9 protein-coding genes are annotated in these 16783 nt (G+C 44.1%); 4 read left to right on the top strand and 5 right to left on the bottom strand.

Annotation, left to right across the window (positions count from 1 at the left end; translation table 11 throughout):
• Positions 1–19: 19 nt before the first annotated feature.
• The 3 genes from AX660_RS03750 to AX660_RS03740 all read right to left on the bottom strand — a co-directional run bounded on the left by AX660_RS03750 (position 20) and on the right by AX660_RS03740 (position 5303).
• Positions 20–2053, bottom strand: coding sequence for a TonB-dependent receptor (locus tag AX660_RS03750; RefSeq protein WP_068372755.1), 2034 nt, complete (start codon positions 2051–2053; stop codon positions 20–22).
• Between the two features lie 177 nt (positions 2054–2230).
• Positions 2231–2653, bottom strand: coding sequence for a hypothetical protein (locus AX660_RS03745; protein ID WP_068372746.1), 423 nt, complete (start codon positions 2651–2653; stop codon positions 2231–2233).
• Positions 2646–5303, bottom strand: coding sequence for a reprolysin-like metallopeptidase (locus AX660_RS03740; RefSeq protein WP_068372743.1), 2658 nt, complete (start codon positions 5301–5303; stop codon positions 2646–2648). The genes AX660_RS03745 and AX660_RS03740 overlap by 8 nt, the downstream gene beginning before the upstream one ends.
• Before the next feature lie 194 nt (positions 5304–5497).
• Between AX660_RS03740 and AX660_RS03735 the strand changes: the two genes are divergently transcribed.
• The 3 genes from AX660_RS03735 to AX660_RS03725 all read left to right on the top strand — a co-directional run bounded on the left by AX660_RS03735 (position 5498) and on the right by AX660_RS03725 (position 10682).
• Entirely contained in the window at positions 5498–6664 is a 1167-nt protein-coding gene (locus AX660_RS03735; protein ID WP_068372742.1) for an efflux RND transporter periplasmic adaptor subunit, read from the top strand.
• The gene (locus tag AX660_RS03730; RefSeq protein ID WP_068372739.1) at positions 6661–9807 is read left to right on the top strand and encodes an efflux RND transporter permease subunit; all 3147 of its coding nucleotides are present in this window, start codon (positions 6661–6663) and stop codon (positions 9805–9807) included. The genes AX660_RS03735 and AX660_RS03730 overlap by 4 nt, the downstream gene beginning before the upstream one ends.
• A gap of 173 nt (positions 9808–9980) precedes the next feature.
• Positions 9981–10682, top strand: a complete 702-nt coding sequence (locus tag AX660_RS03725) for a DUF2982 domain-containing protein (RefSeq protein ID WP_068372733.1) — start codon at positions 9981–9983, stop codon at positions 10680–10682.
• Here the strand turns inward: AX660_RS03725 and AX660_RS03720 are convergent.
• Entirely contained in the window at positions 10654–12138 is a 1485-nt protein-coding gene (locus AX660_RS03720) for an MFS transporter (protein ID WP_235594645.1), read from the bottom strand. The two genes, AX660_RS03725 and AX660_RS03720, sit on opposite strands and share 29 nt — an antisense overlap.
• Positions 12139–12378: 240 nt before the next feature.
• Positions 12379–15453 carry a hybrid sensor histidine kinase/response regulator gene (locus tag AX660_RS03715; RefSeq protein ID WP_068372714.1) on the bottom strand — a complete coding sequence of 1025 codons (3075 nt, stop codon included), beginning with the start codon at positions 15451–15453 and terminating at the stop codon, positions 12379–12381.
• 159 nt (positions 15454–15612) lie between these two features.
• Here AX660_RS03715 and AX660_RS03710 point away from each other — a divergent pair, with 159 nt between their 5' ends.
• On the top strand, positions 15613–16719 hold the full coding sequence (locus AX660_RS03710) for a PQQ-dependent sugar dehydrogenase (RefSeq protein WP_407669349.1): 1107 nt from the start codon (positions 15613–15615) through the stop codon (positions 16717–16719).
• Positions 16720–16783 lie beyond the last annotated feature (64 nt).

Genomic DNA, 16783 nt, shown 5'->3' with positions numbered 1-16783 from the left:
TCACTTTAATCTTTGTGTTTTAAAGGCTGAAAGCCAAAGTCACGAAAACACTGCGCGGCTCACCTACAAAATAGCGGTAGTTGCCAAAGGCAATATCGGCACGTTCGGCATAATCTTGGTCGCTTAAGTTCAGTAGACGCACGCTGAGTTTTATGGAGTCTGTGAGCAGGGTAGAGGCCCGTAAGTTCAATAATTCATGTCCTGCATAACTCGCACTGTTTTCGGGATCAAGATAATAAGACCCCATGCTGATGTATTCGAGTTCGATTTGTTGACCACTATCATTTTGCCAGCCCAATTGCACACTGCCCATATTTCTGGGCGCGGTATCAATGTCGTTATTACTGATGTCTTGCTGGCTGATGGTTAAAGCTGAATCATAGCGATGCACGGCATAAGTGCCGGCGGCTGCCAGATAAAACTGTTCACTAAGTTGGCTACGTAAACTTAGCTCGATACCACGATGGGAGCTTGCGCCATTGTTAATGGTCTGGCGCTGGGTGTCTTGCAAAATAACATTGTCTTTGTCGAGATAAAACGCGCTGAGATCAAAATAGCTCGATAAGATATTAGCTCTCAGTCCAAGTTCAAAAGATTGGCTTTGTTCGGGATTTAAATCAGCATTATTTTGATTATCTTGTAAACGAAAGAGTTCACTGGTTTGCGGAACTCGATAGCCCTCTGACCACTGGGCATAGAAATTAGTGTTGGCATTGAGTTGATGATTAAGTCCTAGTTTATGTGACCACTGCTGATAAGTAAGTTGGATATCGGCGGGGCGAATAAAACGGCATACACTTACCGTAGTGGCACAGGCACTGCCGTCACTTAGCTGGTTGTTATAATCTAGCTCAGTATGTTCGTAACGTAGGCCAGCCAGTAGCCGAGTGCTGTCACCCAAAAGCCAATTAAGCTGGGCAAAAGGGGAATAAACTCGACTTGTTACCTCGTAGTCGTAGTGCATACCTTGGGGAATGTTGGCGGAAAATGCCTCGGGCTGGAATTCTGACAACTCGCCCCAGCTTTGATCCCAGTCAAAACCGCTGACTACGTTTATTTTGTCATACTGTTTAACAAACTGGCTTTGCAAGCCCACACTATGATGACTGTTTTTTTCTACCGGCTGCCAAGGTACAAAATGCTGTAAAAATTCCATGGAGTTACTGCGTAAATAGGGTGTAATGCTGAAAGAGGTATCAGCATCAGTTTGATAGCTAAACTGGCTGTAGGCTCGCAATGACCGAGCATCACGATAGGCTTCTGGGTTGGCATTGATGCGCCGGGTTTGATGATCTTTATAGGCCTCGAACCCTTCAATAAAACCGGCGGTTTGTTGCTTGAGATTACTCAGCGCGAGATTACTTTTAACTTGCCAGTTTTCCACCGAGGTTTGATGCACAAGGTTAAGCTTTTGCTGTTCAAAACCACTTTCTGTTTGATAGCCGCCGTCTTTAGTGGCGTGACCATAAACCAATAGAGCTTGCTCCTTATTCTGTGCCGCAAATTTAAATTTGCCACGTAAATAATCATGGGGGCCTGTTTCGAGTGAAAACATGTGTTCTTGCGATTGCCAAGCATCGGGGCTGATGATGTTGATCACACCATGCACTGCGTTGCTGCCATACAATACACTGTTTGAGCCTTTGACCACTTCAATGCGCGCAGCTTGTTCGCTGTTACTATCAAAGAGCTGATTGGCATTACAAAAGCCAGGGGCTCTGAGTGATATTCCATCTTCAGCCATAAAAAAAGCACCGCAACTGCCTGAGCCAGTCAGTACCGGCGAGCGTAAAGCGGTGAGGTGTTCTTGACCATTACCACGACTGATCCAAGCTCCGGCTATGCGGCTTAGCGCTTGCTGAATATGTTGTGGTTCGAGTAGGTTTAATTCATCTTCACTTAACCACGCGATATTGCTGCCAAGCTCAGCTAGCTCGGTACTTTGACGAGTTGCGGTGACAGTGATGGTGTCGATGTCAGGTGTTTGTGCAACTGATTTAGCTGCTAAAGCAATTAGCAAAAATTGACTTAAAAAACGCATTTTTACAGACATGTATTTCAAAAATTAGTGAAGCGGGAGTGGGATCATACACAATTGACAGGGATTCCCCAAAACTCAAACTTACAGCCTGATTGGCTTAGTTGCTTCTTCTACCAATGAGTGAGGGACTAAAAAAGCCTGCAGAGCAGGCTTTACGGTGACGTGTTTAAATGCGCTTAACATCAAACATTATTTCTCTCGGCAGGCGACCAGTACCAATTGATTATATTGAGCGGCGAAGGCAAAGAGTTTTTTGCGTAAGGCTAATTCATCTTCATCGGTAATTTCATCACCACTGTTGGCTAATATTTTCAAACCGCACTGTTGTTCTAGCTCATTTAAAGCATAATTTTTAAGGTCAACGCCGGGCACAGAAATGCCTTTGTTGTTTAAGGCCAATAAATGAAAGTCTTGTTTTTGAATGGCAAAATTGGCTTCGGCCTTGGCATCAGCATATTCAACGTCGATTGGCGCTGCGTCAGATACCCCTGAAGTTGAAGGTAGCGATTCTATTTGCTCCTCTGACTCTGACAGGGTTTGTGGTACAAAATTGCATGCCGAAAGTGTGCAAATACAACACAAAATGACCGACCAATAGTTTTGCTTACTCATGGTGTTCCTTAAACCTTAGATTTAGCCCCCTTATACTTAAGCCAATTGCTATAAAAATCAATAGCTGAAATACAGAACCTCCACCACTGCTATTAATTGCAGGAGGATTTGGTGATGGATTGCTTGGAGGGGGTGTCGCAATGACAGTGATATTCAGACTAGCAATGGCAGATAACTGGCCATCGCTGAGAGTATAGTTAATGCTTTCGCTGCCACTAAATCCGTTGGCTGGTTGATAGCTGATTTGTTGACTATTGATACTGACGGTGCCTTGCCCACTATACTCAAAAGCAGTAATGCTCAAGTTATCCCCCTCAATATCACTATCGTTATTAAGTACGTCAAATAGACTGGCGCTGCTGTTTTGCGCCACACTTGCACTGTCGTTGATAGCCATAGGGGGATCATTGACGGGGCTAACGTTAATGAGCAAAACAAATGGTGAGCTATCAAGTTGGCCATCGTTGACCCTAAGATTGATTTGCAGTTGTCCGTTAAAATTTTCTGCTGGGCTAAGTAAGTTGTTTGCCAACAGATAATTTTCCCCAGGCTCAATTAATAAAGTGAAATCATCGGGGTAAATCGAGTCGGGGTCGTCGATGATTAAATCTGCAAGAGTAATTGTTGTGCTGCTGTCTTCCTCTATGGTGATGGGCTTTTGTCCACTGATCACCGGTTGTATAGGCTCGGAGTGGGTGATGCTGATATCCCTATTATTCAAAACATAAAAAATATTGTCGCTGCAACGCAACATGAGTCTTACGTGGTTGCTGTCGATATTAGGAAGCTGAATTTGTTGCTCACCATCATTGTCTACACCGCTGGCAAGCATATGACTAAAATCTCTTGCATCATCCGCACTCAAAAGAATATCGACTTTGCTGCAGTTGATCGGTGCCACATTGGTTTGAGCCACATTCCATAACAAGGTTTGTTTGCTTAAACCTAGCCAGTTATGGCTGCTTATAGGAAAGTTAAACGCAAATTTATGCGGGCTTGCGATTACTGCCACACTTACATCTGCATTATTCACCCCGCCTTTGGTGTCTCTTACTGTGAGACGCATGTTTAAATTACGTTGGGTAGCAGGATACACTTCGCCCAGACTCAGTTGTTGGGTGATAACACTGTTAAGCTCGGGGAAATATCGTTGGGATTGTGAACTGGCTGGCAATGAACGAAACAAAGGATTGTCGCCATTATCTGTGTTCATCTCTGTAGCGTTGGCGGTGCTACCGTTAAGTCCACCGGCATTAACTTGCTCCCAGCTATAAACTAAGGGATCGCGATCAGCATCTGTTGCGCTGCCAGTCAATAAAAATGGCGTATTGGCTGGGATGGTGTAGTTGGTTTTGCTTAATTGAATTTGTGGAATAGCATTATTGGCACTGCTAACTACGCCGCAGGATTGGCGGTTGCTACTGTCTAGCGTGTTACGAATTTCCGCTATTGAACCTGCATGAAAATAGGGATCACTTCTGGTTTGGATATTTTGCCCACTGCACAAACCCGCATAAGACATAATGGTTGAGCCACTACCGGGCTCAAAAGCACTAGTGGCATTACGTTGGCCTGCATCACATATGCGCTGGTCTAAAGCGTTAAACGAATGTCTGGCACCTAGCTGGTGGCCTAATTCATGAATTAAAAAATCAATATAAAAACGCTCACCTTGAGGATTATTGGAGCCCGAAGTGGCTGTGGCTTTATTACCTGCTCGACAAAGACTGTCTACTGCGGCTAAACCGCCACCATTAGTACTAAGCAAGTGACCAATATCGTAGTTGGCCGAGCCTAAGACAGCGTCAAGAGTACTTTGGTTAGTTTCAACATCGCTGGCGGCATCGTTGTTGGTAAAAGGGTCGCTGGCGGCATCGGTGTAAATTACGTTTTGGCTATCCACTAGTTCAAATTGGATGGCAAGGTCGTTGAGTAAAATTTGGTTAATCCGATTTATTAGCGTCAGCATTTCTTCTAAAACAGCGGCTTTGTTACCACCAAACTTTTGGCTATATTCGCCCGTGGTGCTCAAAGCTAATCGATAAGTGCGGATTTGATCACCTGTTGGTGCCGATTTTTGTAATGTGTTTTGCTTTAGCCTTGGCGCTTCAAGTAACAAAAAATCTTGATCCCTAGCGTGTTTGTTTTGTTCACTGTCATCCTCAAGTGGCAGGGCATCGGTGTATCGGTAAACTATATAGTTTTGCTGTCCGGCAATATTTGACAAGGGCGAGAGCAAAAGCCATTCACCCTGCATACGATAAAAGCCAAAAAATCCTTTGGGTGACAGACTAAAACGCCCGTAATTATTGGCATTGCCAATTTGCTGGCCTGCATAGCTCATGAACTCTGGATACTGTGCTGCAAGCTCTGCCGACATGACCGCTGAAGGTTTTAATTCAAATTCAAACATAGCACCAGCAAGATCGGGTATCTGCAGTTTATGCACTTGATTGAGCTGTGTTTGCACGCCCTTTAATTGTTGAATATCAATCGTCAGATAGCGGGCATTGTTGGCTTTAACCCGCAGGTTTTGGGGTTTAACAAAGGGGGCTGCGACAATATTATCCTGCCATAGTGGATGGCTCTGTGTTTGCGCGGCGTCACCAAATGGGCTTAAAAGTAGCAAGCTTGTAAACATAGCGAGCATTAAAACTAACTTATGGTTATTGATAAAATATCCTCGAAAGCAATTTCTTCACCTGGTAATGGTGTAGCGGTGATCCCCTAAAAGCCAAAAAATAATACTTCTCAGAATTTTGATTAAACGCTATGCTATTATCACACTCAGCAGTCTAGTATTGTTTTTGAGTAATTTTATTTATCTCCACCGCAGGGAATCGTATGAAAACCGCCACATTACTTAAATCTAACCAAACAATATTCTTGCTGATTATTGTTGTGCCCTTTATTGCCCTAATTGGCTTAATGATGATGTCGGGTAATGCTCAGGTAGCAGCGAGTGTGTCTACAAGCCACCTTCAACAAGTTGATGTTATGCCAATTCGTCTAACACAACAATATAGCGAAAACAGCATGGCCGTTGGCCAAGTCGAGGCCTTGCAACAGTCTGTTATTGGTTTTGACCGCGGTGGTGAGGTTGTCCAAATATTAGTGGATGAAGGGCAAAGTGTGGTCGCTGGGCAATTATTGGCGGTACAAGATCAGCAAAGGATAATCGCAAGCATTGATGAAATTAATGCCACGCTTACTCGTGTGCAGGCAGATTCACGTTTGGCTAGTTTGTCGGAAAAACGCGTAACTGAGTTAGTGAATAAAAATCTTGAATCCAGCCAGCGTTTAGATGAAGTGCGCGAATCCACCACGGCTGCGATGGCATTAGTTGCCGAAATTAAGGCGCGTAAAGCGAGTTTAGAGCTTGAGTTGGATAAATCAAAACTCATCGCGCCTTATGCAGGCATGGTTGTCAGCCGTGCTATCGATCAAGGGGCTGTAGTGGCAGCCGGGCAAGGTGTCTTTGTGGTACAGCAACAAGGTTTATTGCAGGCTCGTTTTGCCTTACCAGCCAGTGCGGCGCAGCTATTTTCGGTAGGTGAAAGTAGTCAGTTATTGTTTGGCCAACAAACCGTGTTTGCCACCGTGTTCTCGGTCGGTCAACAGCGTAAACTGGCGACCCGCACGGTAGATGTGATCTTTAGTTTAGACTCCAATACCAATGGCTTATTGACGGGGGATTTACTTAATCTAGTGCGCAAACAACAGATAGATATCCAAGGGGTATGGGTGCCAAGAAGTGCACTCATTAGTGGAGTGCGCGGTTTGTGGAGCCTATTTGTGGTTGAGTCAAATGAGCAGGGTCAGCAGCAATTGGTCTCAAAGTTAGTCGAAATACATTACGTTGATGACGATAAGGTTTATGTAAGTGGTGCGCTTGCAGATCAGGCAAACATCGTGGTGCATGGCATCCATAAACTGGTCCCAGGTCAGCTGGTGCAAGCTAAGCTGCTAGTCAATAAAACAAGTCATAAAAGCAACGAGTCAGTTTTATGAGTCAGTCTTTACATTCTACGAGTAAGTCACCCTGGTTTAGTGTGTTTTTTCGCAATGGGCATTTATTGAGCCTGAGCATAATGGTGATCTTGGTGGCGGGTTTATCGGCAGTGATGAACTTACCTCGCTTAGAAGATCCTCGTATTGATACCCGCAATGCGCTAGTGATCACGCCTTATAATGGGGCCTCAGCCGAGCGGGTTGAAGCCTTAGTCACAGATGTAATTGAAGACGAATTGCGTCAATTATTTGAAATTCACGAAATTCGCTCGACTTCACGTTCGGGTATTTCTGTCATTACCTTAGAACTACAAGCTAGGGTAGATAACACGAATAACGAGCAAATTTTCTCAAAGATCCGCCAGGCCTTAGGCAATGCCAGTCAAAAATTTCCACAAGGTGCCGGCAGTCCCTTATTAGATGAACGTCGCGGTGCTACTTCTTTTACCATGTTGTTGGCATTAAAACCGACTCAAGGTTATGCCACGCCCATGACGATGGTCAGTCGCATGGCCGATGAGCTTGCCGACAGAGTACGCAATGTGCCGGGCACCGAGCTAGTCAGGATGTATGGTGGGTTGCAAGAAGAAATAAACGTCACTATCGATCCTCAGGAGTTGCATGCGGCGGGCCTCAATATCGCTCAAGCCAGCAGTATCGTGCAGGCCGCTGATCCTAAAGTGCCGGCGGGCGTATTACGTAGTGCTGGTTACGAGACACGTTTGCAGGTGGCCGATGAACTCGATAGTTTAGAGCGTATTCGTCAGTTACCACTCAAATCTGATCAGCAAGGGCAGTTTTTACGTTTGGGTGATGTGGCAGAGGTGAATCGCGGCTGGCGCACGCCGGTTAACGATATGGCGTTGGTTAATGGTGAGCAGGTGGTATTTGTGGCGGCTCGAATGCAGAGCACAGTGCGAGTGGACAAATGGACTACTAATGCCAAAGAAACACTATTAGGTTTTAATCAACAATTTGGCGCGACGGTGACTGCGGAAATTGTTTTTGAGCAAAACATCTACACCGAGCAACGTTTGTCTGAGCTGGTGAAAAATCTGTTATTGGGCTGTCTGGTAGTGATGGCTGTGGTGCTGCTTTTTATGGGTTTGCGTGCCTCATGGATAGTAGGTTTGTCGTTGCCCTTGTGTGCCAGTTTTGCCGTTTTTTCGCTTAGTTTTTATGGTGAACAAATTCATCAAATGTCGATATTTGGCATCATCATTGCCATCGGTTTGTTAATTGATAATGCCATTGTAATTACCGATGAAATCCGCGCCAAGTTGGCCGAAACCGCCATGTCACGACTTGATGCACTGGTGAGCAGCGTTCGCCATTTGTTTGTGCCGCTATTGGCATCTACGTTGACTACCATCTTGGGTTTTATGCCGATATTTTTGTTGCCCGGCAATATAGGTGATTTTATTGGTTCTATCGCCATTAGTGTGGTGATGGCTTTGCTTGGCTCGTTATTTATTTCATTGTCGATTATTGCGGCCTTGGCGGCTCGTTTGTTACCCAGAGGTGCTGCAAAAGAACAGGCGCGCTGGTATCAACAAGGCATTCAGTTACCCCAAGTGAGTTTGCAATTTAAAACCTTACTCGAACGCGCGATTAAACGTCCGCTGCTCGGCATTAGTGTGACAGTTATCTTTGCTTTATCGGGTTTTGTCTTAGCAACGCAGCTTGGTAATGTGTTTTTCCCGAGTGCTGATCGGGATCAATTTGAGGTGTACCTGTGGATGCCTGAGGGTACTCCTATCAAACAAACCGAAGTGATGGTGCAAGATGCCAATCAGTTTATAACCAATCTAGATGGCGTAAAACAGATCACTTGGTTAGTCGGCGGCTCAGCTCCTTCGGTATATTACAATCAAGTGATGACTAGGGATAACTCTCCGCATTTTGCCAATGCCGTGGTGAGTGTAAACAGTGTTACCGCCGCTAAAAAACTTATTGGTGAATTACAGCAAAGTCTTGATGCACAGTATCCCAACGCTCGATTTGTGGTACGTGCTTTTGGTCAGGGGCCTCCTATCTCAGCGCCAGTGGGCTTTAAAATACTTGGCCCAGATATCGAAATGTTAAATCAACTGGGTGAACAAGTGCGTTTAGCTATGTCGCAAGTGCCCGGCATTAGTCAAAGTGTTGCGTCGATAACCTTAGGTGATTCGGAATTGGTGCTGGATGCTAAACGTGACAATAGCCAATTAGTTGCCCTGTCGCTGGTGGATGTTGCGCAGCAATTGCAACTTGCCTTAGATGGCAAGGTGGGCGGCTCTATTTTGGAAGGTAGTGAAGAAATTCCTATCCGTATCAGAGTGGCTCAGCAACAACGTGATTCACTTGCTGCTGTGCAGGCTCTACCCTTAAGCCAGCCAGCCACAAGCGTAAACTCGCCAACCAATCAGGCCAATTGGCTGCCAGTTGCTGCCTTGGGCGATTTTGTTTTACGTCCAAGTATTGCAGGAATAACGCGGCTTAACGGTGAACGGGTCAATAATGTTGAAGCCTATCTTTTGCCAGACGCTACTGCCATTGATGTGAGTAAGCAGGTAGAGCAAAAACTCAAAGACATGGGTTTTAGCTTGCCCAAAGGTTATAAACTTAAGTTGGCCGGAGATGCCGACAAACAGCAAGAAGCGCTAGGCCAACTCGCTACTTATACGCCAGTATTATTGGTACTGATGATCACTACTTTGATTTTATCTTTTAGCAGTCTGCGTTTAGCTCTAGTCATTGGTACTGTGGCTATTTTGTCGGTTGGTATGGGCATGTTTAGTTTATGGTTGTCAGGTTTACCTATAGGTTTTAACCCACTGCTTGGTTGCGCGGGTTTAATTGGTGTGGCGATTAATGGCTCGATAGTAGTGATTGCGGCGATCAATGCTAACCCTATGGCAAAAGGGGGTAGTGTGCCCCATATAGTGACTGAAGTGATGGGATGTAGCCGGCATATACTCTCCACCACATTTACCACGGTTGGCGGCTTTATTCCCTTATTATTATTTAGCGAGGGTACCTTTTGGCCACCGTTAGCGGTAGTGTTAGCTGGCGGAGTGGGCTTTTCAGTTATACTATCCTTGATCTTTACTCCCTTGGTAATAGCCTTAATCTATCGGCGTAACACCCCCGTTTTAGCTTAAGTAATATCTGTAATTAGGATTAGCGTTACGACAATGGCAAAACAGTCAGACAAAAAATCATGGTGGAAATCGGATTGTAGCTACTGTCAGCGTTGGCGTTTAATTTTACTGTGGGGCATTATCATGTATTTTGTGTTTACTTGGTTTTGGCTCTGAGCCTATAAGAATAAGTTATGCAAGAACTCATTGAAATTCGTCGTGCCACTAAACGTAATGTGCTAACTACCACCTTGTTAGGCGTCGTCGGTTTGTTTACTGCCACTCAAATCTTGTTGTGGTTACCCACAATTTTTTATGTACCAGGAATATTGTTAGTCAGTTTATCTTTAGTGACTTTGTTGGTGGCATTTTTTAAATACCGTGAACCTCAACATAGCTTTGTACTATCTCGTCAACATATTCATTATCAACATAAAAATGGCGGTTGGCAGCTTGGTTGGCAGGATATTCAACGTATTGCCGTGCCACGAATTACCCAAGGTGTTGAGCAAAATGAGCTGGCGATGGTGGGCATTAAACTTAAATCATATCAACCTTTGTTAACTTCTATTTCACCACGTTTAATGACCAATATATTGATGGAGCAACGGCCCTTGTTGCTTTATGGCTTGGGTGCAGAACATCAACTGCAATGTAAAACCGGTAATTGTTATGGTAATGATTTATTGGAGGATGACCGTTTTAAAGACAGCGATGGCCTGATTTATACGGGTATTCAGGCCATGTTGGCGAATCGTATGCAAAAATTGCGGCAACGATTAGGCTTTGATCTTTATATCGCTGGCAGTGAATTAGATCGCAGCGAACATGCCTTTGTACAACTACTGCAACAATGCCAGCAACAGGTTATTGTTGATCGGGCTGCTCAGCCCTGACGTTATTGTTTGACTTATTAACAAATTCGGCATGAATATCTTCGAGTCGGCGGCCACGGGTGTCAATCCCACTTTTAAGCAGTACCAGCGCAAACAACATCAGTGGAATAGCGATCAGTAACGCGGCGGATGCCAGACTATTAAACACACCGATAATGCCCATCATAGCACCTAAAATGCCGCCAAATTTAGAACTGGCTGCCACTATGCCTGAACCCGATCCTCTTAAGTGCACAGGGTAAATTTCGGCAGCGTAAGGGATCAACATGGCTATTACCCCACTAGAACTCACTAATAAACACGCGGTGGCAAATATTATCTTGTCGCTGGACAGGGTTCCCGTCCATTCAAATAGACCATATAACGATAAACTGATGGCTGTCAGTACGACAAACAATACCAAGGTTTTAACGCTGCTCCAATGATGGTAAAGCCAGATCACCAGCATAATACCAGGCAGCGCAAACAGACCCGACTGGGTTAATAGCAGATTAGTGGCTTCTGCACTCATGCCCATTTCTCTTAAATTGGTTGGCAGCCACAATAAAAAACCGAAGGTTACTACGCCCCAAGCAATGCCTACTCCCAATAAACCTAAAGTGATAGCTGCATAAGAGTCCATAATACTACGCATAAATCCATGTGACTCTACATCCTTTTTTTGCACTATATCGCTTTCATGACTATCGATTTCGCCGTTGTATTGGGCGAGTATGGCACGGGCTTCTTTACCAAGTCCGGCATTGGCTAAAAAACGTGGTGATTCAGGTATGAAGCGATTGAGAATGATCACCAGGATGCCAGTGGGTAATCCTAACATCCATAATACCCTCCAACTAAAAAGTGGCTCCAGTATTGCGGCGGCGCCTGATGCTGCCAGATAACCAGCGGATGTACCTAAACCTCCTAAAGCCACTAACAACCAGCCGCGATGCTGGGCGGGGATCATCTCAGCCATCAGGGTAAAGGTAATAGGTAATAAACCGCCTGCGGATAAACCCATCAAGAAGCACATCACCAAATTCCATTCAAAACTTGGCATAGCACCACAAATGGATGTGCCGATAAACATCAGCGCAGAGAGCAATATCGCAGCACGACGCCCCAGTTTATCTGCCATTTGTCCCCAAATGATTGAACCGAGGGCTGTACCGGTGAGGGCTACCAAAGGCAAAATACCGATAGAGTCTGGATCAAGTTCATACTCATCTACCATTCCCGGCATAACAAAACCCAGGGTGGCGGGTTTCATTACATCGACAATCACCGCAATGAGTAAGGCAATTACCAAGGTGCAGTGCTGGTAATTAAGTGGGCTGCGATCAGCCACATGGAAATGAATGGCGTCAGTATGGTTACCAACACGTAATAAGGCCAGTCTTGGCATCAGTCCGTAGCAGGCAAGTAACAAACCCAAGGGGATCAAAGCCATACCAACTAACATTGTATTGTCCATTGGCATGCCAACCATTTGATAATTCATATGCGAGGCATGTTCAAACATGGGAAGGTGCGATAACACTCCCAAAGTGATAAAGATACAACCTGCCCAAAAGGCCAAGGGATGATGGAAGGAATAGGCTTTGAGCGGCACGATATATTATCTCGAAGACAGGTTGATCTAATCCGCTATTGTTATCTAAAAATAACGTCACTTACCAGTGTAGTTAGTTTGTTTGCTGGATAAATATGCAGATTAGCTTATATATTGTCCCTGTCTGACACTGAACAGTACCCCTTGTATTGCAGTATTAAAGCTCTGCATTTTTTTACCTACTAGCTCGTATTGTTGACGTTTTAAGGCGCTTTCAATTGCATCACATAATTTATGTAACCTTGCTACCCCAGTGTAGTCGAGGGCTTGGAAACATTGTTCGATGTTGGAGGCCAAACCGGGCAATTGTTTAACAAATTGCTCCAATATATCGATAGCTGCAGCTTCATTTTGATTAGCTCTTGTCATCGCTAAAGACCAGTCAAAATGCGCCAGTTCTTGCGGTGTTTCTTCTATTTGCTGACACCAACGAATAATTAAATCAATCAAATCCGAAAGGTTAAGAGGTTTAGGTAAATAATCATCCATGCCAGAGGCTAATAGTTTGTCTTGTTCTTCTTTAAAGGCGTGGGCCGTAACGGCAATGATGGGAGTGCCCAAATTTAATTCAGTTTGGCGAATACGTTTAGTGGTTTCAATGCCATCCATATGGGGCATTTGTACGTCCATCAGGATCAGGTCAAATTCATTTTCATAACATTGCAATACCGCATCTTTACCACTGTATGCCAGGGTAAGTTGCAACTTAGTATTTTTAAACCAAGTGGTTAATAAACGCAGGTTCATTTCCATATCATCAACGGCTAACACCCGTGCTTTGGGCAGGTTGGCCAGTTGTAATTGAATGGCATCAATGGGGCTGGTTTGGGGTAAATGCAGCAGGTTAGTTAGGCGACTCATAGTGAGAGGCAAGCGCAGTTTATGGTCAAAATACTGAGATAAATCAGAGCGATTAGATAATGAATTGATACCAGAATATAAAATGATCGCTTGCTGACAGGACATTTGTCGAGTGGCTTCTAATACATTAGGTAAGTCGTTTTCTTTATTGCCCGGCACACAGATAAATACCATGTCGTATTTATCATTGAGCTGGCGTAGAAAAGCCAACGATTCTACCCCTGTGACAACAGCGCCTAAATTTTTGAGTAATTTAACACCGCAAAAACGTGAATGGGGAATGGGATCATAAAAAACTACCTTTTTATTGCGCCATTCACTGTCTGGGCGCAGGGCTAATTTTGCATTTAACAAGTTGGTGCGTAAGGTGACAGTAAAGGTACTGCCTTGACCAACAGTGCTGTGCAGGCTCAAGTCTCCCCGCATCAGTTTGACCAATTCCTGACAGATAACCAAACCCAAGCCTGTACCTTGATAAGAGCGGCTTAAGGCATCATCTACTTGAGAAAATGCGGCAAATAATTTGCGGCGATCTTCACGGCTAATTCCTATGCCGGTGTCCTCTATTTTAAGGGTAAGTTCGTACATGCCATGTTCAAGAAAAGTACCCTTTACCGATAAGCCGATATGCCCGTGATCAGTAAACTTTAAGGCATTACCCAATAAGTTGTTGAGGATCTGTTTAATGCGAAAACTGTCACCGATGAGTTTTTCTGGCAGGGGTGATAAATCATAAATAAATTCGAGGTTTTTAAGATGGGCAGATTTGGCCATCACGCTGATTAAATCTTCAATAATCTGAGTTGGCGAAAATGGATGATTATTGATGCGCAATTTGCCGGCTTCGATTTTAGAAAAATCCAATACGTCATTGACTATGCTCAATAAGTTGTCGGCCGCGGCGTTGATAATACTCACTTGCTCTTGTTTTTCCGCCGACAACTCAGCAGAGTGTAATTCTTTGCTAAACCCTAAAATTGCGTTTAAGGGGGTACGAATTTCGTGGCTCATATTAGCTAAAAATTGGGATTTAACATTACTGGCATTAATCGCTTCTTTGCGCGCGATGTCGAGACGCACATTTTGTTCTTCAACCAGCACGATGTTATTACGTAAATCATCGGTGGCCTGATCGATTTCTTGTTCAAGTTGGTGGCGGTTTTTGTCCATCAGCGCTAGCGAAAACAAACCTGCTTCGATAAATACGCCAAATTGAAAACAGTAGGTAGTGAAAAAGTTCGAAGGAAAAACCCCTGATAAACTTAACATGCCAATTAAGGCCGTTGTCGTCACAATACTCCATGCAAAAATATAATAACGAGCGGCATTAAAATGATTGTTGTAGGCCTCGAAACCAGCACAGGTATAACTGCTGATGGCAACTAAACACACTATATAAACTAAAGTAGCCTGCCAAAAAGGTGGGAATAGATTAACAACGGAACACAGGCCTAATATGAGTAGTATCACTATGCAGGCGCGGACAACATGCATGCTCTTGGGCGCATTTTTGCTAATGTCTAAAAATACCCAACTGAAAATGCCGGAAGTGATGGCAATGATCACAAAGATTAAATCGGTATGTTGATTCTCCCATCTGGAAAATCCCTCTGGCATTATTAAATGCGAATGTCCGCTCCAAACAAACTGCCAAAGTATTGCGGAGGCAATATAAGCCACATAAGCCAGCAAGCTTTTTTCACGGATCCCAAAATAAATGATGAGGTTATAAATGGCCAAAATCAGTAAGGCGCCGTAAAACAGTCCCCAGATCAGGGTGTCATAGAAATTAGTTCTTTCGTGACGATCATGGGTTTGGATATCTACTGGCGCAATTAAACTGGAGTGTCGGCTTTCAATACGCACAAATAAATCGATGGTTTGTGCGTAAGGCAGTGCCGCTTTGATGGTGGGTAAACGATAATGCTGGTTAAAACGTTCTTTACCTTGTTTAACCTGAGCGAGAATTTCACCGTCCAATAGTAGGTATATATCAACTTTATCGAGTTGGCTGAAAGCGACATCGACTACCCACTTTTCTACATCTGTAACATTACTGATAGTGGTATATAACCAAAGTCCCTTATTGCTAAAACCGTAATTGGGGTTGTCACCACTATGCCAGGCAAATTTATCGATATTTTTACTGACTTCTTGGACAGATAACTGCACTTCCGGTTCGTAATAAACTTGTAGTTGCACCGCCAATCTGGAACTTTTATCGGTGGAAATAAGTTGTACCGTACTTTGGGCAAATACCTGACTGCTACTAATGAAACAGCACAGTAAAATAAAACGTTGAATAAAGTCAGGCATTTAATGTCGGTCAGGGCCAAATAATAAAGCTATTAAAACATCCGAATATTGCCCAAGGCAATCTCTACCGTTCACTAGATAGATAACGTATGATAAAACTCGATTATTAATGGTTAATTAGAGTTAATTATGCAATTTAAACATCTAAAAGTAGTAGGTATGGGTTTGTTGGTGAGCCAGATTCTGGCATTTTCTGTTCAGGCTGTTTCACTAGACAAACTCAGTTTACCGGCCGGTTATCAGATTAGTGTGTTTGCTGAATCAGTTAAAAATGCTCGCCAAATGGCAGTCAGTGACAACGGCATTGTGATTGTGGGTAGTCGAGATGCTGGATTGGTCCATGCTGTGGTTGATAAAGACGGTGATGGCTACGCTGAAACTGTGCTTAAAATAGCAGAAGGACTCAATATGCCCTCAGGCTTGACCATTCATGAGGGGGATTTATATGTGGCTGAAGTGAGTCGCATATTAAAATATTCCAATATTGAAAAAAATTACGCAACCCTAGGTGAGCCAGAAGTGGTGATCGATGGTTTACCTACTGAAAAACATCATGGCTGGAAATATATTGATTTTGGGCCGGATAACTGGCTCTATGTGCCGGTTGGCGCGCCATGTAATATTTGTGAAACCAATGGCGGCGAAAAATTCGATAATCCTGAATATGCCTCTATTCTGCGTTTTAATATCACCACTGGTGAAAAACAGTGGGTCGCCAAAGGTGTACGTAACAGCGTAGGTTTTGATTGGCATCCACAAACTAACAAGTTGTGGTTTAGTGACAATGGCCGCGACATGATGGGGGATGATATCCCTCCTTGTGAGATCAACGAAGTGGAGACGTTAGGGCAGCATTTTGGTTATCCCTACTTCCATGCCGGAACTATTGCTGATCCAGAGTTTGGAACAGATAAAAAGAGTACAGATTATGTCGCGCCTAAATTGAATCTCATGGCTCACGTTGCTCCTCTGGGAATTCACTTTTATCAAGGCAAGATGTTTGCGCCTGAGATGCAAAATCGATTATTTGTAGCAGAGCACGGTTCGTGGAATCGCACACAAAAATCAGGTTACAAAGTGATGATGGCAAATATTGTCGATGGTAAAGTCACGTCCTATGACCCCTTTATTACAGGCTGGTTAGAAGCAGACAACAGTGCATGGGGGCGCCCTGCGGCCATTACCAGCTTAGCTGACGGCAGTTTGCTGATTGCTGATGATTTCGCCAACGTAATTTATAGGGTAAGCTACCAAAAACCGGAATGACAGGCCCTTAAACCAAGTGAGCCTTAATCAGCACGGTAGCTGCTATACCCAAAAGCATTGGAAT

The organism is Paraglaciecola hydrolytica (assembly GCF_001565895.1).
Lineage (GTDB): Bacteria > Pseudomonadota > Gammaproteobacteria > Enterobacterales > Alteromonadaceae > Paraglaciecola > Paraglaciecola hydrolytica.
The sequence above is the reverse complement of the archived record's forward strand: the minus strand, read 5'-3'. Positions and strand labels throughout refer to the sequence as shown.

Bases quoted from the DNA above. Each gene is read 5' to 3' on its own strand.
- AX660_RS03740 (WP_068372743.1), bottom strand. From the start codon at position 5,303: ATGCTCGCTATGTTTACAAGCTTGCTACTTTTAAGCCCATTTGGTGAC.
- AX660_RS03725 (WP_068372733.1), top strand. From the start codon at position 9,981: ATGCAAGAACTCATTGAAATTCGTCGTGCCACTAAACGTAATGTGCTA.
- AX660_RS03730 (WP_068372739.1), top strand. From the start codon at position 6,661: ATGAGTCAGTCTTTACATTCTACGAGTAAGTCACCCTGGTTTAGTGTG.
- AX660_RS03750 (WP_068372755.1), bottom strand. From the start codon at position 2,053: ATGTCTGTAAAAATGCGTTTTTTAAGTCAATTTTTGCTAATTGCTTTA.
- AX660_RS03715 (WP_068372714.1), bottom strand. From the start codon at position 15,453: ATGCCTGACTTTATTCAACGTTTTATTTTACTGTGCTGTTTCATTAGT.
- AX660_RS03745 (WP_068372746.1), bottom strand. From the start codon at position 2,653: ATGAGTAAGCAAAACTATTGGTCGGTCATTTTGTGTTGTATTTGCACA.
- AX660_RS03720 (WP_235594645.1), bottom strand. From the start codon at position 12,138: ATGGACAATACAATGTTAGTTGGTATGGCTTTGATCCCCTTGGGTTTG.
- AX660_RS03710 (WP_407669349.1), top strand. From the start codon at position 15,613: ATGGGTTTGTTGGTGAGCCAGATTCTGGCATTTTCTGTTCAGGCTGTT.
- AX660_RS03735 (WP_068372742.1), top strand. From the start codon at position 5,498: ATGAAAACCGCCACATTACTTAAATCTAACCAAACAATATTCTTGCTG.